The 24,142-nt window shown below is 46.5% G+C and carries 17 protein-coding genes; 7 read left to right on the top strand and 10 right to left on the bottom strand.

Features of this window, described 5'->3' with window-relative positions:
• Window positions 1-11 precede the first annotated feature (11 nt).
• Window positions 12-1,355, bottom strand: coding sequence for a signal recognition particle-docking protein FtsY (gene ftsY, locus ACMXYX_RS00905; RefSeq protein ID WP_415906383.1), 1,344 nt, complete (start codon window positions 1,353-1,355; stop codon window positions 12-14).
• 62 nt (window positions 1,356-1,417) lie between these two features.
• Window positions 1,418-1,552: a hypothetical protein gene (locus tag ACMXYX_RS00900; protein ID WP_415883120.1), complete on the bottom strand. Its 135-nt coding sequence runs from the start codon at window positions 1,550-1,552 to the stop codon at window positions 1,418-1,420.
• Between the two features lie 114 nt (window positions 1,553-1,666).
• Between ACMXYX_RS00900 and ACMXYX_RS00895 the strand changes: the two genes are divergently transcribed.
• Both ACMXYX_RS00895 and rsmD read left to right on the top strand, forming a co-directional pair.
• Window positions 1,667-2,860, top strand: coding sequence for a hypothetical protein (locus tag ACMXYX_RS00895; protein ID WP_415906382.1), 1,194 nt, complete (start codon window positions 1,667-1,669; stop codon window positions 2,858-2,860).
• 10 nt (window positions 2,861-2,870) lie between these two features.
• Entirely contained in the window at window positions 2,871-3,485 is a 615-nt protein-coding gene (gene rsmD / locus ACMXYX_RS00890) for a 16S rRNA (guanine(966)-N(2))-methyltransferase RsmD (protein ID WP_415883118.1), read from the top strand.
• A gap of 8 nt (window positions 3,486-3,493) precedes the next feature.
• Here the strand turns inward: rsmD and ACMXYX_RS00885 are convergent, their stop codons facing one another.
• Window positions 3,494-4,747 carry a M48 family metallopeptidase gene (locus ACMXYX_RS00885; protein ID WP_415883117.1) on the bottom strand — a complete coding sequence of 418 codons (1,254 nt, stop codon included), beginning with the start codon at window positions 4,745-4,747 and terminating at the stop codon, window positions 3,494-3,496.
• Window positions 4,748-4,946: 199 nt separating this feature from the next.
• On the opposite strand from ACMXYX_RS00885, the gene coaD reads away from it, so the two are divergent.
• Together coaD and ACMXYX_RS00875 are read left to right on the top strand one after the other, a co-directional pair.
• A complete protein-coding gene (gene coaD, locus ACMXYX_RS00880) occupies window positions 4,947-5,426 on the top strand; it encodes a pantetheine-phosphate adenylyltransferase (protein ID WP_415886550.1) in 480 nt (159 codons plus the stop codon).
• A 30-nt stretch (window positions 5,427-5,456) separates the two neighbouring features.
• Window positions 5,457-5,705 carry a YfhL family 4Fe-4S dicluster ferredoxin gene (locus ACMXYX_RS00875; RefSeq protein WP_415886549.1) on the top strand — a complete coding sequence of 83 codons (249 nt, stop codon included), beginning with the start codon at window positions 5,457-5,459 and terminating at the stop codon, window positions 5,703-5,705.
• Between the two features lie 64 nt (window positions 5,706-5,769).
• Here the strand turns inward: ACMXYX_RS00875 and ACMXYX_RS00870 are convergent, their stop codons facing one another.
• The 4 genes from ACMXYX_RS00870 to ACMXYX_RS00855 are packed head-to-tail and all read right to left on the bottom strand — an operon-like array spanning window position 5,770 to window position 14,370.
• Window positions 5,770-10,779 carry a DUF6701 domain-containing protein gene (locus ACMXYX_RS00870; RefSeq protein WP_415906381.1) on the bottom strand — a complete coding sequence of 1,670 codons (5,010 nt, stop codon included), beginning with the start codon at window positions 10,777-10,779 and terminating at the stop codon, window positions 5,770-5,772.
• Window positions 10,780-10,826: 47 nt separating this feature from the next.
• Window positions 10,827-11,342, bottom strand: a complete 516-nt coding sequence (locus ACMXYX_RS00865; RefSeq protein WP_415897325.1) for a DUF501 domain-containing protein — start codon at window positions 11,340-11,342, stop codon at window positions 10,827-10,829.
• Between the two features lie 47 nt (window positions 11,343-11,389).
• Window positions 11,390-13,468 (bottom strand): ATP-dependent DNA helicase RecG, encoded by a 2,079-nt coding sequence (gene recG, locus ACMXYX_RS00860; RefSeq protein ID WP_415906837.1) that lies wholly within the window; start codon window positions 13,466-13,468, stop codon window positions 11,390-11,392.
• Entirely contained in the window at window positions 13,465-14,370 is a 906-nt protein-coding gene (locus ACMXYX_RS00855) for a hydrogen peroxide-inducible genes activator (protein ID WP_415883112.1), read from the bottom strand. Before ACMXYX_RS00855 ends, recG begins: the two co-directional genes overlap by 4 nt.
• Window positions 14,371-14,423: 53 nt before the next feature.
• Here ACMXYX_RS00855 and ACMXYX_RS00850 point away from each other — a divergent pair, with 53 nt between their 5' ends.
• On the top strand, window positions 14,424-15,290 hold the full coding sequence (locus ACMXYX_RS00850; protein ID WP_415883111.1) for an SDR family oxidoreductase: 867 nt from the start codon (window positions 14,424-14,426) through the stop codon (window positions 15,288-15,290).
• Window positions 15,291-15,357: 67 nt separating this feature from the next.
• Entirely contained in the window at window positions 15,358-16,872 is a 1,515-nt protein-coding gene (locus tag ACMXYX_RS00845) for a diguanylate cyclase domain-containing protein (RefSeq protein ID WP_415883110.1), read from the top strand.
• A 39-nt stretch (window positions 16,873-16,911) separates the two neighbouring features.
• Here ACMXYX_RS00845 and ppk1 read toward each other — a convergent pair whose 3' ends face one another.
• Complete coding sequence (gene ppk1, locus ACMXYX_RS00840; RefSeq protein ID WP_415906836.1) at window positions 16,912-19,062, bottom strand: polyphosphate kinase 1; 2,151 nt, start codon at window positions 19,060-19,062, stop codon at window positions 16,912-16,914.
• Window positions 19,063-19,108: 46 nt separating this feature from the next.
• Entirely contained in the window at window positions 19,109-20,119 is a 1,011-nt protein-coding gene (gene hemB, locus ACMXYX_RS00835) for a porphobilinogen synthase (protein WP_415883109.1), read from the bottom strand.
• A gap of 173 nt (window positions 20,120-20,292) precedes the next feature.
• On the opposite strand from hemB, the gene elbB reads away from it, so the two are divergent.
• On the top strand, window positions 20,293-20,943 hold the full coding sequence (gene elbB / locus ACMXYX_RS00830; RefSeq protein WP_415906380.1) for an isoprenoid biosynthesis glyoxalase ElbB: 651 nt from the start codon (window positions 20,293-20,295) through the stop codon (window positions 20,941-20,943).
• Between the two features lie 110 nt (window positions 20,944-21,053).
• Here elbB and ACMXYX_RS00825 read toward each other — a convergent pair whose 3' ends face one another.
• Window positions 21,054-24,137 carry an efflux RND transporter permease subunit gene (locus ACMXYX_RS00825; protein WP_415906379.1) on the bottom strand — a complete coding sequence of 1,028 codons (3,084 nt, stop codon included), beginning with the start codon at window positions 24,135-24,137 and terminating at the stop codon, window positions 21,054-21,056.
• Between the last annotated feature and the right edge of the window lie 5 nt (window positions 24,138-24,142).

The raw sequence follows: 24,142 nt of genomic DNA, 5'->3' as shown, positions 1-24,142 counted from the left end.
CCTTTCACGACTTAATCAAATAGCGCGTCTACAAATTCCTGAGATTTGAATGGACGAAGATCATCAATCTGCTCGCCAACACCAATAAAGCGGATCGGCAGATCCATCTGTTTAGCGATAGCGAAGATCACGCCGCCTTTGGCAGTGCCATCCAGTTTAGTTAGGGAGATGCCTGTCACGCCAACACTGTCTTTAAAGATCTTTGCTTGGCTCAATGCATTCTGACCCGTACCGGCATCAAGGACCAACATCACTTCATGCGGCGCTTCTGGTGATAACTTCTGCGTTACACGGACAACTTTTTCCAGCTCTTGCATGAGGTTGTCTTTATTCTGCAGACGACCAGCAGTATCGGCGATCAATACATCAACGCCTTTAGCCTGAGCAGATTGCACCGCATCGTAAATAACAGATGCAGAGTCTGCACCGGTGTGCTGTGCCACAACAGGAACATCGTTGCGCTCACCCCATACTTGCAATTGCTCAACAGCCGCCGCACGGAACGTATCACCTGCAGCTAGCATCACTGACTTACCTTCGCTCTGGAAACGTTTCGCCAACTTACCAATCGTAGTTGTTTTACCGACGCCGTTTACCCCTACCATCAAGATAACGTATGGCTTGTTGTTACATTCTACTTTTAGCGGCTCTTCAGAACGATGCAGCAGGCTCGCAAGTTCCTCTTTAAGCGCCACTTGTAATGCTTGAGCATCGCCTAGCTGTTTACGTTCTACCTTATCGGTTAGACGCTGGATAATATCAGATGTTGCCTCAACACCGACATCAGCCATCAATAGAAGGGTTTCGATCTCTTCTAACAGATCATCATCGATCTCTTTCGCACCAAGGAAAAGGTTACCCAGCTGCTCCGTTAGGTTCGCCTTGGTCTTACTCAAACCCGATTTAATACGTGAGAAGAAACCTTTTTTCTCTTGTTTCTCTTCAACAGGTTTTTCTACAGGCGCTGGAACTGGTGCTTCCACTTCCGGCTCTACCTGAGGTTCGTCAGCCACTTCAACTACGGGCTCAGCTGTTGGCGTTTCTGGCTCCGCTTCCACAACAGTTTGCGGTGTTTCTTCCACTGGTTGTAATTCTTGTGCAGGCTCAACAACTTCAGCAGTTTCAACGGCTGCTTCTGCAAGAGGCTGCTCAACCGGAGCCTCTTCCTGAACTTCTTCTTTAACAGTTACAGGCTCTGATTCTTGAGGGGCCACGGCAGGTTCAGCAGCAACAGGCTGTTCAGGCGCAGGCACTGCGGCCTCGACTTCAACCTTCTCAACATCCTGTTCCTGAGTCTGCAGATTTTCTTCTTCTGCAGGCTTACCACCGAACATGGATTTTAATTTCTTAAACATTTAACTTCCTCATACAGCCGCCACATGATTCGGCCACTGGTTGATATAATTCTGCACTTAATTTATTCAGCTGAGTCGTCGCTACTCAAATAGCGATAGATTCCCGCAAGCACTAATGCGGTGATCACAACACCTGCGTAAGCTATGTAATCAGTATTCCAGCCTTCGGTAACAAACCATTTTTGTAAACTCAGCATGATTTTCCGTTCTCATACGGCATATTATTTGGGTGATAATGGCCAATAAAATCCAGCAGTCCACCCACAAAGTCTGGTATCTTATCACAGTGATTTGGTACAGAGACTACCCTTATGACAAATGAATACCGTCCCCTGTTTAATCGTAAATATTTGATCGGCCTCGTATGGTTCAGTTTGATCGCCATTATGATCCTTTCATCTATGGGACCTGGGGCAGTCAAATACCATGACATCGAGTCAAATGAGGCAAGAAGCCTCAGCTGGATGGAGTTAGATGACCAGCCTATTACGCTGGTTTTACTGCTACCTACACGCCCAGCTTTTAACTCGACTCAGCGCCAACTGCAGCAGCTTCAAAGTCAGATTTTACAACAGCGCTTAAATGCACTGGCTAACCCGACTTATAGCTATCATGTACTGCCACGCCAAGACCGCATCGAAGTTACGCTTCGCTGGTCATCAACGCAAGAATTACCTAACCTGAAATCGATCTGGAGTGCGCTAAGTCAACCGGTCGAGAGCGCCCGCTGGCAGGATCAACTGAAAACTATTCAGGCGCGCCAATATCTAGATGGTCAAAACAGCGAACAGCAGATCATTAATCACTTTTATGAGCGCTTACAGCCAAGCAATCGTATGACGGTTTTGGGTAACCTAAGTCGCAGCTTTAATGTCATGTTCGAAAATCCACGCTTTGCATTGAGCGGTGAAGGGGCTGAAGATCTCGTTTCAGCAGTTGAAGAGAGCCTTCCGCAACAGCAAAGCGATCAAAGCGCAGCGCTGATTACTGCCAGTCCTCAATTCATCCAGCAAGGTGAAAGTACGGATCAACGTTTTCGCTTACTGGTTGGTACGCTCATTCCTGCTCGCGACTCAAAAGATTTTGTACAAGAGAGGTTAAGTGCACAAGTACTTCAAGACCTGCTGAGCCAACAACAGACACAGTACAATCTGAACTTCCGTATGCTTTGGGCCGCTCTAAGTGATACCGGTTACCGCGCGCTGATTATTGATGGCGTGCAAAATCCAGGTCCAGTATTGCCCCAGTTAAGCCAGATGATTACCGAAGATCTAGTCGAAAAAAGCCAGCAGAACCTAGCTTCTCAATGGCATGACAATATGCGCGATATCGCTAACCAAGTTCAGGCACTTAATCTGATTGCGTTCTACCGTTTGCCGGAAGACACATTAGAGACCTATACGGAGCAGGTTTTAGATCAAGATGCCGATCAAGTGATCGAACTCGCTCGCAAAGCCTTACAGGCAGATAAACAAATCAGTATCCTTCAATCTCCCTCGCTTTAAAGGAAAGACCATGGGCCGTCGTAACCCTCCTCGCAAACAGGCGAATAAGACAGATATCCCCCGTTCGCAGCTACGTATTATCGGTGGCGAATGGCGTGGCCGAAAGATAGAGTTTTTTGCCGTCGATGGTTTACGCCCTACACCGGACAGAGTGAGAGAAACCTTATTTAATTGGATTCAATCCTCAGTGCCGGGCGCGCAATGCTTAGACCTATTTAGTGGTAGTGGCGCCCTTGGGCTGGAAGCCCTATCTCGCGGTGCCGCGAGTATGACGTTTATCGATCTGAACCCAACCACATCTAGAAAGCTGAAAGACAATATCCAGTTTTTAAAGTGTCAGAATGCCGAAGTCGTTCAAGCCAATGTGCTTGAGTGGCTACAAAGCCGAAAAACTGATTGCGAGCAGCGCTACGACCTTGTGTTCCTAGATCCGCCTTTCCGCCAGGATCTTATCGCGCCGTGCTGCGAATTACTGGAAGCGCACAACCTATTATCAGAAAACGCTCTTATTTACGTTGAAAGCGAGTCAGAACTACATAACCCACAGGTACCTAGCCACTGGCATGAGCATAGACAAAAAACGGCAGGCCAAGTGACCTACCGTTTGTATATGCGTAATAGCTAGCCAGTGAGTTAATAAGCTGGCTGGACGTCGTCTAGATAGAAGCTCGCTTCATATTCTTTCAGATCATTCACATGTAGATCTTTCGGGAATTCAAAGCGGGCAGCAAATACCTGTCCCGGTTTGATATAACCTTTAACGTGATCAACATAACGCTCGATCTTGCCATTACGTTTTAGGTACATTCCCATCACCATATCTTTTAGAACCGGCCCTTTCACTGCATAACGCCAGCGAGTTTCTAGGACATGATTACCAGCTTTACGGGATGACTCTAGCTTTAAACCGTTCTGTACCGCTTTTACAAAACGCGCTTGATCCTGCTGACGACGCTCCTCTACTTTCGCTTCCTGATGCTGCACATAAGCCCCTAACGCCGTAGATAAAAGCGCAGCGACACCACCACCGTCACCTGCAGCTACCTCATTGCTATTTTTGCGCCACAGCACATTATTATCCAACAACTGAGCTGAGCGAGGGTTAATCTGGCCTTTGCGGTAATAAGGCATTACAGCCTTACCGACTTTATAAGCCTCTTTATAGCGTTCGGCGTTTACAGGGTGATCATGATGGAACAGGGATCGAGCATTACCCTCCGCAGCATATTTTCTCTGCCAAATACGGCTAGCGGCGAGGGGATCATACCCGGCTAATGCGGTGTACAAGATGCCGATACGATCAGCCTCACGCTCACTTTCATGAGTAAAAGCAGCTTTGTAACCACTACGACGCGCGGAATTCGAACCCGCTAATGCACTGATCTGAGCATGTGTCTGGCGCTCATACACGTGGTTCGCCACAGTATGTGCGATCTCATGGGCAACAACCGCAGCCAGTTCAGCATCGTCTTTAAGATCTGTCATCAACTTAGAGTGCACAACTATGTAAGTACCCCCTGTCGTAAACGCATTAAAAGAGTCGCGTTTGATCAGAATTGGTTCCCAACGCTCATTTTTCAGATGAGAGATCTGATGAATACGGTCAAAAATACGAACTAAGCGCAAGTACTGACTACGGCTTACTGCCGCATTTACGGGTCTTTTGTGCTTATTCTCATTCGCAATAATTTTCTCAACATAGGCGTTACCCTGCTGAATCTGAGCCGAGCGATTGGCCATACTTAAGCTGCGCTGCCCTGTAACCCTATCTTTTTCACTAACAGATTCAGCGACTTGATAAAGCCCCCGATCCACCTTTTGTAAGGTCTGACAACCCGCTAGTCCAAGAACAAACGCGAATACAGCAAAAATACGCAACCAAGACATCTTCGTAATACCCTTAAAACCCATATAGTTATTGGTAATAAAAAACAAATTTCTTATAACCGATATAAATCAAACCATTCCATTATAGTATTTGTACCGCCCGTGCAATTCAGATAATATGCCGCACTTGCTAAACTGCTATTTTATTAGGCCTACACAAGATAGGCACTAATTAGACATCAACTGCTGTGAACCAGATATGAATACAGCCGTATACCCAGGAACATTCGATCCAATCACCAATGGTCATTCGGATCTAATTGAGCGTGCATCTAAACTTTTCGATAAAGTTGTTGTTGCTATCGCCGAAAGCCCTAAGAAGCGACCGCTGCTGGAATTAGAAACTCGAGTAGCTTTGGTAGCCGAGGTAACTGCGCACCTCGACAATGTTGAAATTGTCGGCTTTGATTGTCTACTAGCAGAATTACTAGAGCAACAGAACGCAAATATTATTCTACGTGGATTGCGCGCAGTTTCGGATTTTGAGTACGAGTTTCAACTCGCAGCGATGAACCGACATCTAGCACCGAACGTAGAAAGTATATTTTTAACACCAGCGGAACATTTATCTTTCGTCTCCTCCACGCTGATCAGAGAGATCTCCAGCTTGGGCGGTGATGTAAGCAAATTTGTTCATCCGTCGGTGTCCAAGGCCCTGATTGAGCACCAGCGCCTGTAAATTTACTTTTATGACAGTGAGGTAGTCATCATGGCATTGATCATTACTGACGAATGTATCAACTGTGACGTATGTGAGCCGGAATGTCCGAACGAGGCCATCACTCCGGGTGACGAAATTTATGAGATTGAACCATCCAAATGTACTGAGTGCGTAGGCCACTACGATACTCCTCAGTGTGTTGAAGTTTGCCCAGTTGACTGTATCCCTAAAGATCCAGATCACGAAGAAACTGAAGCAGAGCTTATGGAAAAATATAAGGCTCTGACTGGTTCATAAGACCGGTATTCAGAATTAAAAAAAGCAGGCATTAGCCTGCTTTTTTATTGCCTGAAATTCAGACCTATTGATAACGCTCCTGCCAGAAGATCATTCGATCATTACCGCGGGCACGGCCGAATGTAATAATCGCATCGGGCACACTGCTGTCGTTAGCATTATCGTCCTGATCCCAATCGTATCTTAACCAATTATCGATCGAAGACAGACCCACAGGGAAGTAACCGGTATTATCATTGCCGCCTATGCCTGCACCTGGAGCCGTAAAGATCAGGCTAAAGTCACCCGATACTGCATCAGCATTTGTAGCGTCGATATTTAAATTACCTACTGTACTACCATCACCAACGGTAACCGTCCGGTCTGCAGCAACACTACTGATTGGATTACCATCGTAACTAATATTGGCTAATGGAATGGCAGTACAGCTATCATCGGTATTACGAACAAACGCAGTACCATCCCAATACTGAAGTTCAAATGGCACGGGGAGATCCTCAGTTTCTGGACCATGAGCGGATTGCAGAATAACGCGACCATAGCGCAGTTCCGTAGCATTCCTCAGCGCTACGCCGGTACAGCTTCCAGTACAATCACCCGCGAGATCTGGATCGATATTCATTGCTGATGTAGTGAAATTACGGCCATCCAGTTCGGATGTAATCGACACACCTAACTGCAGCTGGGTATAGGGACCATCTTCTAACCCGGCAGAACCACCTTGGCGCTGGAAGGTCAGATCAGTAATAGCAGTTGAGCTTACTGTCGTTCTATCAATTACACCCTCAGTCCAACCACTTAACGACATAGGCGTCGTGAGACGCGAGCTTAATTCATTACCATCGTCGCTATCCTCCGCGCTTAACTCCAATACTGCAGTATTGCTATAAAACGCAAGGTCATAGTTTTCGGTCAGCTCACCATCAGCAGAACGTGCTTCAATCTTGTATTCAAGGGCTGAGAACGGCTGTTGCATATAGGTAAACGGAGTACATTGTTCCTGCACAGCTGATTCAGTTAGAACGAAGTGATCTGGATAGAAACGGCCAACCTTGCGGTATTCACTCCCTATATCCACTCCCGACTGAATATAATCACTCATCGACCCCTTAAGCTGGATACTCCCAACTTCATCATATTTCAGACCTACAGCAGAACCATTTGAAGTTCCGAGCGAGATAGTTGCAGTACCACCGCTGAAATTACCTAACTGCCCAGCCCCCGTATTTGGCGTAAAGAATGTTGTATCTGCAAATATAGTTACAGATCCGGTAAAGTTTGGCGTAATACCATTATCAGTCAGATCCGCAATATTATCGGTACCGCTTGTTTCCAGCAGCGTATTGCCATCAGTATCTATTGCATCGGGAATACCATCATTATTGGTATCCTCAGCAGCATCATAGAGGTAAGCATTAACTTCAACATCAAACGGCTCATCTGCAGCGGCAAAGCCAGAGGAGCTATCTGGCCCGGTTTCATCTCCGCTCGGGTTCGCACCTCCTGCAGCTGAGATACCAGGGAAACCAAACCCAAACGGGCGGACAACAAATAGATTCGAATTACCTGTCATGACCGCTCCAGTATCTGGCACGGTATAACTCGCCTGTAACTGCATTTCACCTGCATCATTGTAGTTAAGACGGACCGGTGCTTTAGACTCAGTATCGAATGTCATATCAACAGATTTGAATGTTTCCGGTGTACCTGAATTGAGGTCTACCTCGGGGTTACTGCCACTTTTAACGTTAAAAGTACGCCCCGAAACACACGAAGTTGGGTTGTTACATTGAGCTGCCAGATTAATCGATAAAGTCGTACCATTTGGGAAGGCCGCCTGACACACACTCGGGTCTGCAGTCGTTGCTTCAACCGCCTGAAGATAAAGACTAGCCGCACCAAAACCAGCATCCGATGCTTTACCTGCAATCTGAGTCGGTATGGTCTCTACACCAGCACCATCAATAATACGGAAACCCGCGAGGGTGAAGGTAATATTAGGGTCGTCAGCTGCTATCCAACTCCCACTGTTCTCAGTAATGGAGCCATCCGTTACGTTAAAACCAAAAGTTTCGCTTGTACCACTTAAGATTGGATGGGCAAACTGAAGTACAGCCGTTTGCTCACCCGAAGCGAAAGTAAATGTAGCGACGCCATCATCAGAACTACCATTATCAAATGCCGATGTCCCACTCACGGCACCCACCCAGTTGCCTTTGCCTGAAGTAGCAGAGATCGTCATAGAAGCACTACCTGCGTCTACTGCACTATGAGCGCTATCATGAGCTGAAATGGTAATGTTTTCGATTAAGCAGGTGACACCACTTTGGTCATGGGTAATCGAGTAGTGGTCAATCGATGCTCCACAGCTACGTGGAGTACCATCCCAGTTATTGGAATTCATGATATTTGTGCGAATTTCAGCGATTTTACTCTGACTTAAGACGCTATCAAATATTAGAAATTCATCCAACAGCCCTTCCCAGTCCTGACTTATATCAAAGCCGCCACCCAAACTATCCTGATCCTGGCCAATGATTAAACCGCCAGTCATCACATCTATCGGGCTGTTATCATCACCATCCGTATGAGTTACACAGCCTTGACTAGCACCGTCGATAAAGAAACAGCTTTGTGCTGTAGATGCCTTACGTGTCCAAGCAAGCTGATGCCAATCACCATCGCGCATTGTGGAAGTAGCAGATAACCTCGTATTAGTCTGGAATGGCGATGCAGTGATAGTTGGCCAAAACTGGTCATTATTATCAAAATAAAACACAGCCTCATTTGCACCTAAACTACTATCAGCACTGGCCACAGACAAAATAGTGGAATCATCCGAAGAAGTCGATTTAGCCCAAACAATCACCGTAAAATCTAACAATCCATCCATTGTGCCTTTATGCATAGAAAGGTAATCCGTTGCACTGTTTGCACTTAGGTCAACAGCATTACACAGCTGAGCATCATCGGTTGGTGAAGCATTAAACGCCGTACCGTGATAATCGTTACCACTGGCATCTAAAATATCATCCACACCACTCCAGCTTGCTTCATCAAACCGCCAATCAGCCACAGGAGCTAGTTCTACAATTGGGCAACTTCGATCAGAGCCATCTAAATTTTTCCCTGCATCCTGAAGATCATAAATACTTGCCACGTCTGAGCTGGAAAGCGCCTCATCAAAAAAAAGTACCTCGTCCATCAAGCCATTGAAAGCCTGACTGGCAACAAAACCACCACCAAGCGAATCTTGCTCTTGCCCTAAAATCAATCCGTTGCTTGCTATGGTGATATTATCAATTCCTAAAGTCCCACAACCCTGTAAGACTTTATCAATGTATAAACAGTTTTGATTGCCTGATCGGGTCCAGACCAAATGCCGCCAACTACTGGTAGCAAAATTAGAAACTGAAACAGAGCCATTATTGACATTGTTTAAATGTGGTTCAAAATTTGTGCTGCTATTGAACCAAAAGATCAACTCATTAAAGGAAGATGAATTGGCGCCAGAGATTAAAGATTGATTATTAGTATTAGCGGTATTCACCCATGTGGATATCGTAAAATCGCCCTGATTGGCAAAAAGATCACCATCAACCCTTACGTAATCCGTTGTTTCTGTTGCAGTCAGATCAGCAGCATTACATATTTTCCCCGAGACCGGCTGGATACCACCAAATGCCTCACCATGATAACTCCCTGAAGAGTCTGCAACTTCATTAAGGCTTCCATCCCAGCTAGTTTCATCAAATCTGAATTCAGCTACAGGTGTTAAGGGTCCAGAAGATGGACAGGTTCGAGTTGAACCATCCCAGTTGTTGCCTGCTAACTGATTAGTATAGATTTGAGTAACGTGTGTCTGAGTTAATACCTGATCGTAAACTAAGACCTCATCTAACTGACCAGAGAAATACTCTGGGCTACCACCATTGTCTTCAATACGGCCGATACTATTAAAGGTATTTGAAATAATCCCTGAAGCAATCGTGCCAGTCGCATTTAAAGCCCCATCAATAAAGATCTGATAAGCGCCTGTATTAGCATCTCTAGTTAGAACAACATGACGCCAAGTACCATCATTGATTGATGATGAGGATTTAGAAGTACTATCATCGCCAATACTAATACCGATATTCCCAGAAAGGTCCAACCAGCCCCAGAAAATATCGTCTGTACTGCCACTAATCTCTATACCCGTTACACCCGGCGCGAGATAATCCGTTGAACTACCTAACTGATTAGTTTTAATCCAAAAACTCAGACTAGCTGTTCCTCGCAGAGCTGACAGATCAATGGCTTCTACGAAATCATCAGCACCATCAAAACTTCCGGAACGACAAACGGCACCATCTGAGACTGTAGTGGCCCCACCCTGAGCCTGACCGTCATGATTATTCCCGGTATTGTCGACCACTTCATTGGCGTTTCCTTGCCATTGAAGTTCATCCATCCGAAATTCTATTTCAGGATCAGGGATGGGAGTATCATCTAAAGTTTCCAGATCAATTTTGATGTAGTTCGTGTCATGTCGAGCTGAGTGACCTCCATTTTGTCTGGGCCACCTGTTCACCGACAGAATATGTATCTCGTTACTACTTACATAATCGGATAAATTGGAAGAAACTGAACCCGCCAGAGTTGTAAAACCTGAAGAAGAAGTCGATGCTAAGGATTCAAAGTTCCCTGAAGAGAAATTACGAATATAGAGGACCGCCCCAGAATATCCACTTCGAGAATTGGCCCCGCGACCACTCCAAGTAGCTGTTATTCTGCTTAAATCAGTTGCACTTTCGCTAACTGCAAACTGATAGAGCATTTTTGCATAGTTGCCCCCACTGTTTGCCCACTGATATTCATAAGAAAAGTCATTTGCGTTAATTCCAGATCCTAAAAATGAACTTAAACCACTAGTCGATGTTAACGAGCCATTATCGCCCCGAAGAGAGATATGGCTACCAGAGCTAAAGTCATAAGTAACTGTGGCAGCAGAGACACTGAATGAGAACAGCATTAACAATGCAGTGAAAACAGCACAAACGCTGCAGCCCATCCCATCGTTGATCCTATGCATCAGCTCCCCCAAACAACAATTAACGCCTCTAAAGACTATTCAGCCGATCAAATCGAAGCTTTAATACCCTTTAAACCATATCTTTCATCTAAAATAAGGCCAATCGCACTACCTTGCGCTAAGTGATAAGCATATTGCATATGTAAGCAGCGGATTTTGTCCCACTGAGAGATACCACCAATCCCATACTTACTGTAGAGCGGCGTGAAACCTAATTCTTCAATACGTTTTTTCTGCTCTTCAGAAGCCGAAGCCCAACGAAGATCCACATAACGCTGCTGATCCGCTAAGTGCTCAGCACGAAGCGCTTCGTTATCCATCAGTTCTTGTTCTAACTCTTTAACCGCACCTGCTGTTTCTATCTCAGCAATGGCTTGATAGATATCTTTACTGGCCATCCAATAAAGCGTTGGAAAAGGTTTATCATCAACCAACAGATCCATCTGTAATACCAATGGAACCTCTTGATCATTTTGTACAGCAATACCGGCTAAACCGCGCGGTTCACGACCCAACTGCTGTCGAATAATTTCTAACTGCTTTTCACTGGGTGAAATCAACACTACTACTCTCTATCTGTGACAAGCGAATAAATCGATTAATCTATTTATTATACATTACCGTAGTCTTCACCACGGCCCAGCCAACGTTCAACTAAGGAATCTGCAAAATCAGGCCATTCTTGCATCTGACCCGCCACCATCTTAACCCGAGTTAACAGATCTGAATCTCGTTGCAGATCGGCCATTTTAAACTGCATAGCTCCAGTCTGCCGTGTACCTAAAACCTCACCTGGCCCGCGTAACTGCAGATCTTTTTCCGCGATTTTAAAACCATCAGTGGTTTCACGCATTACAGTTAAACGTTCACGTCCCTGATTGGATAAAGGCGCGTGATACATCAGCACACAAAAGCTCTCTACAGAGCCTCGGCCCACTCGACCACGTAGCTGATGCAATTGCGCTAACCCTAAGCGCTCAGGGTTTTCTATGATCATCACACTGGCATTAGGAACGTCCACACCTACTTCAATGACCGTTGTCGCGACTAAAAGGTCCAATTCAGCTGATTTAAACTGCTGCATAATCTCAGCTTTTTCAGCCGGCTTCATACGACCATGCACTAAACCTATACGTAGTTCAGGCAGCGCTACTTTCAGATCCTCAGCAGTTACTTCGGCAGCTTGGCATTGCAAAGCTTCAGACTCTTCAATCAGAGTGCACACCCAGTAAACTTGGCGCTTTTCAGCGCAGGCTTTTTGTACCCGCTGAATAACTTCGTCGCGGCGGCTATCGGCAATAACTACAGTATTCACAGGTGTTCGTCCCGGTGGCAACTCATCGATAATAGAACAATCCAGATCGGCGTAAGCACTCATGGTCAGAGTTCGGGGAATCGGCGTAGCGGTCATAATCAACTGATGCGGTGCTAACTCACCATTACGCCCTTTTTCACGCAGTGACAGCCGTTGATGCACACCAAAGCGGTGCTGCTCATCGATCACCACTAAACCTAGATCAGAGAAGACGACCTCTTCCTGAAAAAGCGCGTGCGTCCCGACAACAACTCGCGCCTCACCTGTTCTAATCGCTTCTAGTTGCGCCTGCCTTTGCTTACCTTTGAGCTTACCTGCCAACCACGCAACTTTAATATCGAGTGACTCAAGCCAGTTACTGAAGTTGATATAGTGCTGTTCGGCCAAAATCTCGGTCGGCGCCATAATCGCAGCTTGCAGACCACTCTCTACCGTTTGTAGAGCAGCCAATGCCGCCACGACCGTTTTACCTGAGCCAACATCGCCCTGCACTAAACGCAGCATAGGATAAGCTTGCGCAAGATCGTTGGCGATTTCATTGCCTACGCGCTGTTGCGCGCCAGTTAACGGGAACGGTAGCTGATCTAAAAAGGCTTGTTTAAGTTGTCCTGTTCCCGGCAGTTCAGGCGCACCTTTTTGACGTGCTTTTTGACGTAATTTCAACAAAGAGAGGTGATGAGCGAGTAGCTCTTCAAACGCCAAACGGCGCTGAGCAGGGTGCATACCGTCCAACAAAAGGTGCTGGTCTACATCGACTGGAGGGCGATGAAGATAAGCTACGGCATCATTCAAACTTGGGAACTGCCAGCCTTGTCGCAATTGATCAGGCACAAGCTCTTGCAGGCCACCCTCTTTCAGATAGTTAAGCGCTTGATCAGTCAGAGCTCGTAAACGTCCCTGATGCAGACCTTCTGTGGTTGGATAGATCGGCGTTAGGTTCTCTTCTACTGGCACCAAATCATCGTTATCCACCCGCTTATATTCAGGATGGACGATCTCCAAACCATTTGCACCGGTACGTGCTTCACCAAAGCAGCGAATACGAGTACCAGGTTTTAAGTTATTTTTCTGAGCAGCTGTGAAATGAAAGAAACGTAGCGTTAGTGACCCCGTGCCATCTTGAATACGGCACAATAAACTGCGGCGGCGACCTTTGCTGATATCCGCCAGCTTCACCTCACCCTCAACCACGCACTCATCACCGGGACGTAACGCCCCCATAGGCACAATTCGCGTGCGATCTTGGTAACGCAGAGGCAGATGAAACAATAGATCCTGTAGATTTTGAATACCAAGGTTATTCAGCTTCTGCTCTAACGCAGCGCCAACACCTTTTAACTCTGTGACAGGAAGAGAAGCAAGTAACAAACTTATTTACCGCCTGCAGGATCAAAAGAGGCAATCGCTTCAACCAACACATCGATCGCTTGCGGACGTGGAAAGCTAGCACGCCAAGCCACCCCAACCGTGCGTTCTGGCACTGGTTCTTGGAAAGGTCGTGTTACTACCATCTCTGATTTACCCGTTCCATATACAGCGGATTGCGGCAATACGGAACAACCTAAGCCAGAACCAACCATCATACGGATAGTCTCTAGAGAGCTACCCTCGGTAATCGTATGTTGAGTATTAATCGCTTGATTCAACGTTGGGCAGGATTCTAATACCTGATCCCTAAAACAATGCCCTTCGCCCAATAACAACAGCGGGGTATTAGGTAGATCTTCACTATTAATCTTTTTCTGCTGCGCCCAAGGGTGGCCCACTGGCATCAGCATTTCGAAATGCTCATCGTATAGAGGGCGCGTCAGAATATCCGGTTCTTGGAATGGCAGCGCTAAGATAATTGCATCCAGCTCACCGTTACGGATCTTAACTCGCAGGTTCTCAGTGAAGTTCTCTTCGATATACAGCGGCATATCAGGCGCAAGCTTTTGCACCTGAGAAACCAGATGAGGGAATAAGTAAGGTCCAATGGTGTAGATCGCGCCTACGCGAAGTGGGCTTTTCAGCTGATCTTTGCCCTCAAGCGCCAGATCTTTGATGGTATCGGCTTGCTCAAGCACGCGCTGCGCCTGTTGCACCACTTTATCACCTACAGGTGTGACGCGAACCGAGTTTTTACTGCGTTCAAACAGTGGTACACCCAACTCATCTTCAAGCTTTTTGACCGCTATAGACAAGGTAGGCTGACTGACAAAGCACTTTTCAGCCGCATGACCAAAATGCTGTTCTCTCGCCAAGGTAACAATGTAACGCAATTCTGTAAGGGTCATCCGGCCTTATCCTTTGCTATGATAGGTCTGTGATTTTCGGAGGCTTAACCTGTATGCAACAAGCAACTATTCTCATCGTCGGCTGCGGCGATGTTGGCTCAACTCTTGGACAAATGTTATTAAATCAAGGGCATAAGGTATTTGGCCTACGTCGTAATATAAACCAGCTACCGCAAGGCATCCAAGGAATAAGCGCTGATCTCACAAATTTAGAGAATTTAAAAGCGGCTCTGGCGGAAATAGACGACTGTCATATCCTTGTCTACACAGCAGCGGCAAGCAGTCATGATGAAGAAGGTTACGAAGCAGCCTATGTGGCTGGCGTGCAAAACACCCTAAATGCACTACCCTCTAAACCTAAACATCTATTCTTCACATCCAGCAGCGGGGTTTACCACCAAAACGATAGTGATTGGGTGGATGAAACGAGCCCCTGCGAACCTAAATCTTTTAGTGGCAAGATCATGCTTAAAGGTGAACAACAGGTTTTAAGTGCTGATCTACCAAGTACAGTGGTTAGATTTAGCGGCATCTATGGCCCCGGAAGGAATCATCTAATCAGCCGTGTCAGAAGAGGTGATATAGCCCCCGCTAAACCTGAGCATTTCAGTAACCGCATTCACCGTGACGATTGCGCTGGCGTTTTAAACTTTCTCATTACGAAAGTACTTAATGGCGAAACAGTAGATCCATGTTATCTGGCCAGTGATAGTAGCCCAGTCACTATGCATGAGATCACAACTTGGTTAGCAAATAAAACTAAAAGCGCAATCACTTCAGAAACCGTTTCTCGTCGCGCAGGCAGCAAACGCTGCTCAAATACAAAGCTAATTAAAGCAGGCTATACGTTCAAATATCCGACATATATAGAAGGTTACAGTAATTTAATAGATCTTGATCAAGAATCCCTCGATAAATAAAACTAAAGCTCCTGCATACTGTAGTTTTTGATACAATCGCGCCCTCAATTCAGCAGTATTTTATAGTATGCAGCAGTATCGCAATCTTATTCTTGGTTTTGTCCTGATCATTACCTTAATGACAGGCTTAGGCGGCTTCAGTCTCTACCACCTCAATAACATCTCGAAAGACGTCGAAAACATCTATAACCACCCATTTGCTGTGAGCAATGCTGGGCAGTCGATCCAGACTCTAGTGTTTGCGATGCACCGCGATATGAAAGATGTGGTATTGGTAAAAAATACGGAACAGTTAAAAGCTACGCTAGAGCAAGTGCACCGCCAAGAACAGCAAGTTCTCAAAGAGTTCGACATTATTTTTGAGCGCTTTTTGGGTAACAAAGTCACGATTAAACAGGCCTACCAAACCTTTATTGAATGGAAACCGATTCGTGACGAAGTAGCCAAATTAGCTTTGGCTGGTGAAACTGAAAGAGCCGCTGAGATTACCCGAGCCAAAGGTGCTCAGCATGTCGACAAGCTTCTTTCCGAAGTGCACGAGTTTGTTCTCTTTGCCCAGAACAAAGCCGAAGAATTCCATCAACAGTCATCGGATAATAGAGACCACTCTATCTACGTGGTAGCTACTATTGGTTTCTTAACGATTGTTATCTCTCTTCTGATTGCAATCAAAGTGACCCGTTTGATTATGCGTTCAAACAAAGCTTTATCGCAGCGAGAACATCTGATTGACCAGAACATCATGCTGGCAAACCTTGATACACAAGGCGTGATTATTGATGCCAGTAATGCCCTCTGCCGTTTCCTCGACACAACCAAAGAAGAACTGATCGGCAAGCAAAGTAATTTTTTTGATAATTCAGATACTCACAGCATGCTATCGGAGCAGATCTGGAAAACAATCAAAACCGGTAAAACATGGCAAGGTGAGATACGTCATATCAACGACGATGGCTTAATGCATTGGGCAAACTCGCGCATTTTACCCAATATTAATGAACGCTATCAGATAACCGGCTTTACAAACCTACTGCAGGATTCAACCAGCAAGAAGCTATCGATTACAGATAAGCTCACCACACTGCCAAACCGCCGTAGTTTTGAAGATGTGTTAGAGCGCGAAATTAAGCTCAGCTACCGTCATGGCACAGCAATCGCGTTAGCTATTCTGGATGTAGATTTCTTCAAGCTTTACAACGACACCTACGGTCACCCGCAAGGGGATAAGGCCCTGCGAGATATCGCGAACTGCATCAGAGGCAGCCTACGCAGACCTTCCGATTTTGCCTTCCGCATCGGGGGTGAAGAGTTTGCCATCATCATTACAGAACAAGATGCAGCTAAGGCCCAAGCTTTCCTAGATCGTATTCGAGCAGAAGTGGAAGCACTGCATATTCCTCACGAGAAGAGCACTGTCAGCGACTATGTAACTATCTCTATTGGTGCCTACTGGAGCGCGGGCAATCAGATTTCTGATAAAAATGAACTGTACACGGAAGCGGATAAAGCGCTGTATCTAGCAAAGAACAATCGCAACCAGTTAGTTGTTCATAACCATCAGAGCTATGCGAAAAGCGCTTAACAGCCTTACTCGATAAGTAAGGCTATTTATTAGATACAGCTACTTAGCAAACTCTTCTAATAGAGCTTGCTGAGCAGAGAAGACCTCTTCCTCTTCACCCGGCTGGTTCTGAATATAACTACCGTCCGCCTGAAGCTCCCAGCTCTGGCAGTTATCTTTCATGTAGTAATCCAGCTCGCGCTTTAAACGCTCACTATGTTTTCCAAAGACTTGGAAACCCGTTTCTACACGGTTAAGCATGTTACGTTCCATCCAGTCAGCGCTGGCACAGAACACTTCCGGTTTACCGTCATTACCAAAATAGTAAACGCGCGTATGCTCTAAGAAACGGCCGATGATGGAGCGAACTTTGATATTTTCAGACAGCCCCTCAATACCCGGACGTAGACGACACATACCACGGATAATCAGATCAATTTGAACACCAGCTGCCGCTGCTTCGTATAGGGCACGGATCATCTTAGGCTCAGTCAAACCGTTCACTTTGACCATGATATGACCTGGCTTACCAGACTTAGCTAAGCGGGTCTCACGACGGATCAGTTCGATCATTTTAGAGTGCAGGGTAAATGGGGCTGTGTATAACTTTTTCAGCTTCTGAATCTTACCCATACCCGTTAGCTGTTGAAAAACCTTGTGGACATCTTCGCCCACCTCTTGATCCGCAGTCAGATAACTGTAATCAGAATACAGGCGCGCAGTACCCGAGTGATAGTTACCCGTACCTAAGTGAGAATAACGGACCAAGTGATTCTCCTCTTCGCGCACAATCAGCATCGCTTTAGCATGGCACTTGTAACCCACTACGCCATAAACAACCAAACAACCCGCTTCCTGCAAACGTGAGGCAAGATGTAGGTTACTCTCTTCATCGAAACGTGCACGCAGTTCAATAACTACGGTTACCTCTTTACCGCTACGTGCCGCTTCCACTAGCGCATTAACGATATCGGATTTTACCCCTGTTCGATAAAGCGTCTGTTTTATCGCCACCACATCAGGATCTTTCGCTGCCTGGCGCAGTAGATCAACCACTGGTGAAAAGGACTGGAATGGATGTAACAGTAATTGGTCATTCGCCCTTAAGGCATCGAAAATATTGTCACCTTTAAGCTTACCAGGCATCCCGGGAGAAAATGGCTTCCAGCGCAGATCATTCCGCTCCACTAAATCACGCACAGCCATAAGGCGGGTCAAGTTAACAGGACCATCCACCCTATAAGTTTGCGATTCATCCAATTTGTACTCTTTCTGTAGGAAAGCGATCAACTCTTCTGGTGTACGCTGGTCCACTTCCAATCGAACTGCATCACCGTACTTACGCGAGTGCAACTCACCCCTCAGAGTATTTACCAGATCCTCAACCTCTTCCACATCGAAGGTCATATCGGCATTACGTGTGATACGGAACTGATAACAACCTTTAACCTTCATCCCCGGGAATAGCTCATCCGCAAATTCGTGGATAATCGAGGAGAGGAAGATAAGATTATCTCCACCATCGCAGAGATTGTCTGGTAGACGTATCAAACGCGGTAAAGAGCGCGGCGCCGGAATAATCGCCATGCCGGTTTCACGGCCAAAGGCATCTTTACCATCCAGTTCGACAATAAAGTTAAGACTCTTGTTCACCAGACGCGGGAATGGGTGCGATGGGTCCAAACCAACCGGGCTGATGACCGGTACCACACGATCATGAAAGTAAGACTGAACCCACTCTCTCTGCTCCGGCGTCCACAAGTGACGACGGATAAAGTGGATCTCTTCCTTCTCTAATTCAGGGAAGATCGTTTCATTCAGAATCTTATATTGACGATCGACAGTTAGATGACAAATTTCGCTGATTCGTTGCAACACGGTACGTGGGTGCATCGCATCTGGGCCGACTGCCTCACGACCGTATTTCAACTGAGTAATCTGTTCAGCAACACGGATCTCGAAAAACTCGTCCAAGTTGCTGGAGAAGATCAACAGGAACATCAACCGTTCTAGTAACGGATGTTGTTCCTCTAAGGCTTGTTCTAGAACTCGGATATTAAACTGCAAATGGCTGAGTTCACGGTTGATATAGAGCTCAGGCGCCTTCAGATCAACTGGTGTTTCCTCGACCTCTTGCTCTGTTGTTGCCACACATTCACGACTTTCTAATAACGCCGCTGCTGCTTCGCTCTGTTCCGCTGATTCAACCATCACGCTGTTTTCTCTCCCTAATTCTTTAACGACTACATAATAAAGTTTAGTCGTTTAATATCTGTGCGACGCGTTTTGCAAAATAAGTCAGTACGCCATCTGCCCCTGCACGCTTAAACGCCAACAGAGATTCAAGCATTACACTACGCTCGTCTAGCCAACCGTTTTGGAAAGCAGCCACATGCATCGCATATTCGCCGCTCACCTGATAAACATAGGTTGGCGCTTTTAATTCATCTTTAACTCGGCGAACGATATCCAGATACGGCATACCCGGTTTTACCATCACCATATCTGCACCTTCCGCCAGATCCAGTGACACTTCGTGTAGTGCCTCATCACTGTTAGCAGGGTCCATCTGGTAACTAAACTTGTTACCTTTACCTATGTTCGCCGCAGAGCCTACTGCATCACGGAAAGGACCATAGTAAGCACTCGCATACTTAGCGGAGTACGCCATGATAAGCGTATTTACAAAACCGTTGCTCTCTAACTCATCACGGATACCACCGATACGGCCATCCATCATGTCACTTGGTGCAACGATATCAGCACCCGCTTCGGCGTGAGATACCGCCTGCTGGATCAAGGTATCAACCGTGCGATCATTCAGCACATAACCATTTTCATCGATAATGCCGTCCTGCCCGTGAGTCGTGAATGGGTCCAGTGCAACGTCTGTCATAATCCCCATCTCTGGGCACGCATCTTTGATTGCTTTCACTGCACGCTGAGCCAGACCATCTGGGTTGTAGGCTTCTTCTGCCAACTCAGATTTTGCATCCATCGGTGTTACAGGGAACAGCGCCATCGCAGGCACACCTAAAGAAGCAAGCTCTTTCGCTTCTTTTACCAGCAGATCGATACTCATACGCTCGACGCCTGGCATAGACGCAACTTGCTCAGTTTGATTTTGACCTTCAATCACAAAGACGGGATAGATCAGATCATCTGGCGTTAAAACGCTCTCTCGCATTAGACGACGGGAAAAATCACTGGCACGCATACGACGCATACGTGTTTCTGGGTAAAAGCGCTGGCTGTTATTAAAGGACACGGCATCTTCCTTAGGTTACAAGATGAATATGACAGAAAACGATGACAAGCTTATGACAGGCTAAAAATTAAGTAACTTTTTGTCACCATAGTAATAAAACTGATCTTATCGTACTCTGCATACAAAAGGGTATGATCAAACTCATATCACTGTAGATAAAGGAGCCTGAAAGCATGAAGAAAATTGCAGTAATTCTATCTGGTTGCGGCGTATACGATGGCGCAGAAATTTACGAGTCGGTTCTGACTTTGCTACAGATCGCTGAACGCGGTGCTAGTTCACAGTGTATGGCACCGAATATCGAGCAGATGCACGTTATTAATCACCTTACTGGCGAAGAAGCCGTTGAAACACGTAACGTTTTGGTTGAAGCAGCTCGTTTAGCACGTGGTGAAATTATCGATCTAGCAACAGCCAATGCCGAAGATTACGACGCTTTGATTATTCCAGGTGGTTTTGGTGCAGCAAAAAACCTGTCGGACTTTGCGGTAAAAGGCCCTGAGTGCTCAGTAAACCCCGATGTAATTAGCTTTACTCAAGCAATGCATAAAGCAGGTAAGCCAGTTGGCCTCATCTGTATTGCCCCAGCAATGACACCAATTCTATTCGGCGAAGGCGCGACATGCACAATCGGTAATGATGCCGACACTGTATCCGCTATTGAAGCGATGGGTGGTAAGCACCAAGATTGTGGTGTCAGCGAAATCGTAATCGATTCCGAGCGCAAAGTCGTAACAACTCCAGCATACATGTTGGCAGGCTCAATTACCGAAGCAGCATCAGGTATCCGCAAGCTTGTAGATGAAGTGCTTGAGCTAGCTTAAGTAAGAATCATAGACAGTAAAAAGCGGCGATGTTCATTCGCCGCTTTTTTATTCATCTTTGATACACTTCATTTAAACGTAAGCTTTACCTTTTAGCCTTTCCCCAATGCTTACGTTCCCTGACGACGATTCGACCACTGCATAAAAATGCGGTACAGCATAGGAATAAGGAACAGGGTCAATACAGTCGAGAACGCCAAACCACTCACAATCGCAGTCGCCACTGGCCCCCAAATTAAAGAGTGACCACCTAAGCCCGTTGCTAAAGAGAACAATCCGGCAATCGTCGTTAACGAAGTAATCAAGATTGGAATTACTCGCCGTCTAGCCGCGTATAAGGTGGCATGTTTAACCGACATCCCTTTATCTAAGCGTTGGTTACCCGCTGAAATCAGCACAATCGCGGCATTAACTGCGATGCCCGCCAAAGCAACAACACCGTACAAGGTGAATAGACTCAGAGGGTTTTGCGTCAGTAACAACCCAAGCACTACACCAATAATAGCCATAGGGATGGTCATTAAGATCATCAGAGGCTGGAAATAACTGGAGAATTGCGTACCCAAAATCAGATATATCAATCCAAGACCAAACAAGAACAGAATACCAATCGCATTAATACTCTCTTGGATTTCATCTAGCTCACCCGTGAAGTCTAAATCCAGATTAGGAAATTGTACTTGCAGCTCGTTACTCCAATGCTCCAAGACCATAGCGTTCGCAGTTACAGTATCGATGCTGTTAGGCAGGAGATCAGCTTCCACCGTTATTGCTCGGCGGAAGTTATAGTGACGGATATTGCCTAGCGCTTTCTCTTTTTCAAAACGCACGAGATTAATCAACTGTACACGCCCACCATCTACTAATGGCAACTCAAATAGGAGTAACTGCTCGATATCACTGTATTGCTGCGGCTTTGCTCGTACGCGCACTTCCAGTTTTTCGCCTTCGTGCTGCATATCAGCGACGATTTCACCATCCACCAACAACTGCGCAGTACGAATAACCTCTTGCGGATTGAGCCCCGCTTGGGTGATCGCATCATAATCAGCTTTTAGCGTCAGCGTCATACGTCCGCCACCAGCATCGTCGGTAATATCGGTTATCGCTTCCACCGATCGCATATAGGTTTGCAGCGCATCCGCAGCTGCACGGATCTCTGCGTATTCATCACCACGGACTTTAATGCTGATCGGCTTAGACACGGGCGGACCACCCGCCAAACGTAAGAAAGAGATATTCAAAGGTCCCGGCAGCGCCAATGCATCTTCACGGACCGCAGCTAATAACTCATCGACCGAGCGATTATCTTCTGTTTTTGGTTTGAGCCCAACCAATATCTGGCCATAGTGATCACCAAACATAGGTGCTGTTTCGGTAAACTGCTGTCCGGCATAACCGACAATTGCTCGAAGATCCTCATCTTTAAGGTGTTTACGTACCACCTTCTCCATCTGTTTTACTTTGTCCAAGGTAGCATCAAGGGAGGTCTCTGGTGCCATCTCCATATTGACGTAAAACAAGCGCAGCGGATCCGATGCAAAAAAATCCATCTTGATCAAACCAGCGCCGAGTGCGCCCATCGAGCCAATAAACAGCGCACCGATCAAGCTAAAGGTCAGCACAGGGCGACGCATAGCTTTAATCAACGAGCGTACATAGGTGATCTGGATTTTATGGGTCATGCGGGTACGGAAACGTTGCATACGCCCCGGATTAGCAAAGGACACTCGCGCCACACTCACGTGTACTGGCAGCATCCAAAAAGCTTCAACCAGAGAGATCGCCAATGCGATGGTGACCACCATGGGGATCACCCGCATAAAGTCACCCATGATCCCCGGCAGCAGCATTAAAGGTAAAAAGGCCGCCATCGTCGTCAATACGGCACTGATTACCGGTCGCCCTACCTCTTCGAGCGAGGCCATAGTGGCTTGATAGATCGGTTGCCCTAGCTGTAAACGATGATAGATCGCCTCCACCACGACCACTGCATCATCCACCAGCATCCCGAGCACAATCACCACACCGAGCAGCACGGTAACATTTAAGGTTTCCCCCATACCCCAGAGTACCCAGAAGGTACCCGCCAGAATAAAGGGGATACCAATCGCAGTTAAAAAAGCGATATGCGCACCCAAGAACAACCACGCCACGACCAATACCAAGATCAAACCGATCAGAGCATTGTTCTGCATAAGGCTGATCGCTTCACGGGTCGGCACAGTCTGATCATCGACCAGAACCAGTTTCACACCAGTTGCTTGGGCCAACTCATTGCGCTGATCCATATAGGCTTTAACCCGCTCAACCAACTCTAAGGTATTAGCATTGGCTTTTTTCATTACCGCCAATACAACCGCAGGTTTGCCATCAATCACTGCATCTTGTTGCGCTTTCGCCCTGGTTTGCACGACTTCGGCAACTCGGCCAAGGGTGATCTCCTCCCCCTGTAGATTGATCAACGGGATATGCTTAACTTGATCAGGGTCGGCACTGCGTCCCACCAAACGTACAAGCCATGCCTGCTCGCCAACATTCACGCTACCGGCAGAGATATCCTGAAACCAAACAGATACGGTATTCGACAACTGAGTTGGCGACAGCGATAGCGCCTGCAATGCTTCAGGGTCAAAATTCACCTGCAACTCAGGGTCATCCAGGCCAATCGGATCGACCCGATCTACTCCTATGATACGTTCCAGATCTTTTTCGATATTACGCGCTTGCACCCTGAGGTTTTCGTCATCATCCAGTGCGGTAACGGCGACTGTAACACTCGGGAAAGCGTTGGCACTGGTGATCTCTAAGATCACCGGGTCAATCGCATTTTCCGGTAGCTCGTCTTCTACATTTTGAATTTCTCGGCGCAGATCATTGATACGTTTATCAAAGGTGCGCTCGTCGATATCAGAAAAGCGTATCAGCAAACTCGACACTGCTTCGCGGCTATTAGAAGAAGCAAACTTAATATCCGAGACATTGCGAATGGCGTCTTCTAGCGGGTCAGTTACACGCTTCTCAATATCGTCCGCGCTCGCGCCGGGAAGCACGGTTGTCACAACAACCCAGTTAAAGTTGATGGTTGGGTCTTGTTGGCGAGGTAACAGGTTATAGCAAAGGAAACCGATCACCAATACAAGTAGAAAGGTGAGGTTAGCTAAGACATGGTTGTTAAACAGGCGCATCAACATCTGAT

Origin of the sequence: Neptuniibacter sp. QD72_48, from assembly GCF_047778065.1 — a bacterium.
In the GTDB taxonomy this organism is placed as follows: Bacteria; Pseudomonadota; Gammaproteobacteria; order Pseudomonadales; family Balneatricaceae; genus Neptuniibacter.
This window is presented reverse-complemented; position numbering and strand designations above follow the sequence as displayed.

Coding starts and splice junctions, on each gene's coding strand:
- ftsY (WP_415906383.1), bottom strand. CDS start 1,355: ATGTTTAAGAAATTAAAATCCATGTTCGGTGGTAAGCCTGCAGAAGAA.
- ACMXYX_RS00900 (WP_415883120.1), bottom strand. CDS start 1,552: ATGCTGAGTTTACAAAAATGGTTTGTTACCGAAGGCTGGAATACTGAT.
- ACMXYX_RS00895 (WP_415906382.1), top strand. CDS start 1,667: ATGACAAATGAATACCGTCCCCTGTTTAATCGTAAATATTTGATCGGC.
- rsmD (WP_415883118.1), top strand. CDS start 2,871: ATGGGCCGTCGTAACCCTCCTCGCAAACAGGCGAATAAGACAGATATC.
- ACMXYX_RS00885 (WP_415883117.1), bottom strand. CDS start 4,747: ATGTCTTGGTTGCGTATTTTTGCTGTATTCGCGTTTGTTCTTGGACTA.
- coaD (WP_415886550.1), top strand. CDS start 4,947: ATGAATACAGCCGTATACCCAGGAACATTCGATCCAATCACCAATGGT.
- ACMXYX_RS00875 (WP_415886549.1), top strand. CDS start 5,457: ATGGCATTGATCATTACTGACGAATGTATCAACTGTGACGTATGTGAG.
- ACMXYX_RS00870 (WP_415906381.1), bottom strand. CDS start 10,779: ATGCATAGGATCAACGATGGGATGGGCTGCAGCGTTTGTGCTGTTTTC.
- ACMXYX_RS00855 (WP_415883112.1), bottom strand. CDS start 14,370: ATGACCCTTACAGAATTGCGTTACATTGTTACCTTGGCGAGAGAACAG.
- ACMXYX_RS00850 (WP_415883111.1), top strand. CDS start 14,424: ATGCAACAAGCAACTATTCTCATCGTCGGCTGCGGCGATGTTGGCTCA.
- ACMXYX_RS00845 (WP_415883110.1), top strand. CDS start 15,358: ATGCAGCAGTATCGCAATCTTATTCTTGGTTTTGTCCTGATCATTACC.
- ppk1 (WP_415906836.1), bottom strand. CDS start 19,062: ATGGTTGAATCAGCGGAACAGAGCGAAGCAGCAGCGGCGTTATTAGAA.
- elbB (WP_415906380.1), top strand. CDS start 20,293: ATGAAGAAAATTGCAGTAATTCTATCTGGTTGCGGCGTATACGATGGC.
- ACMXYX_RS00825 (WP_415906379.1), bottom strand. CDS start 24,137: ATGTTGATGCGCCTGTTTAACAACCATGTCTTAGCTAACCTCACCTTT.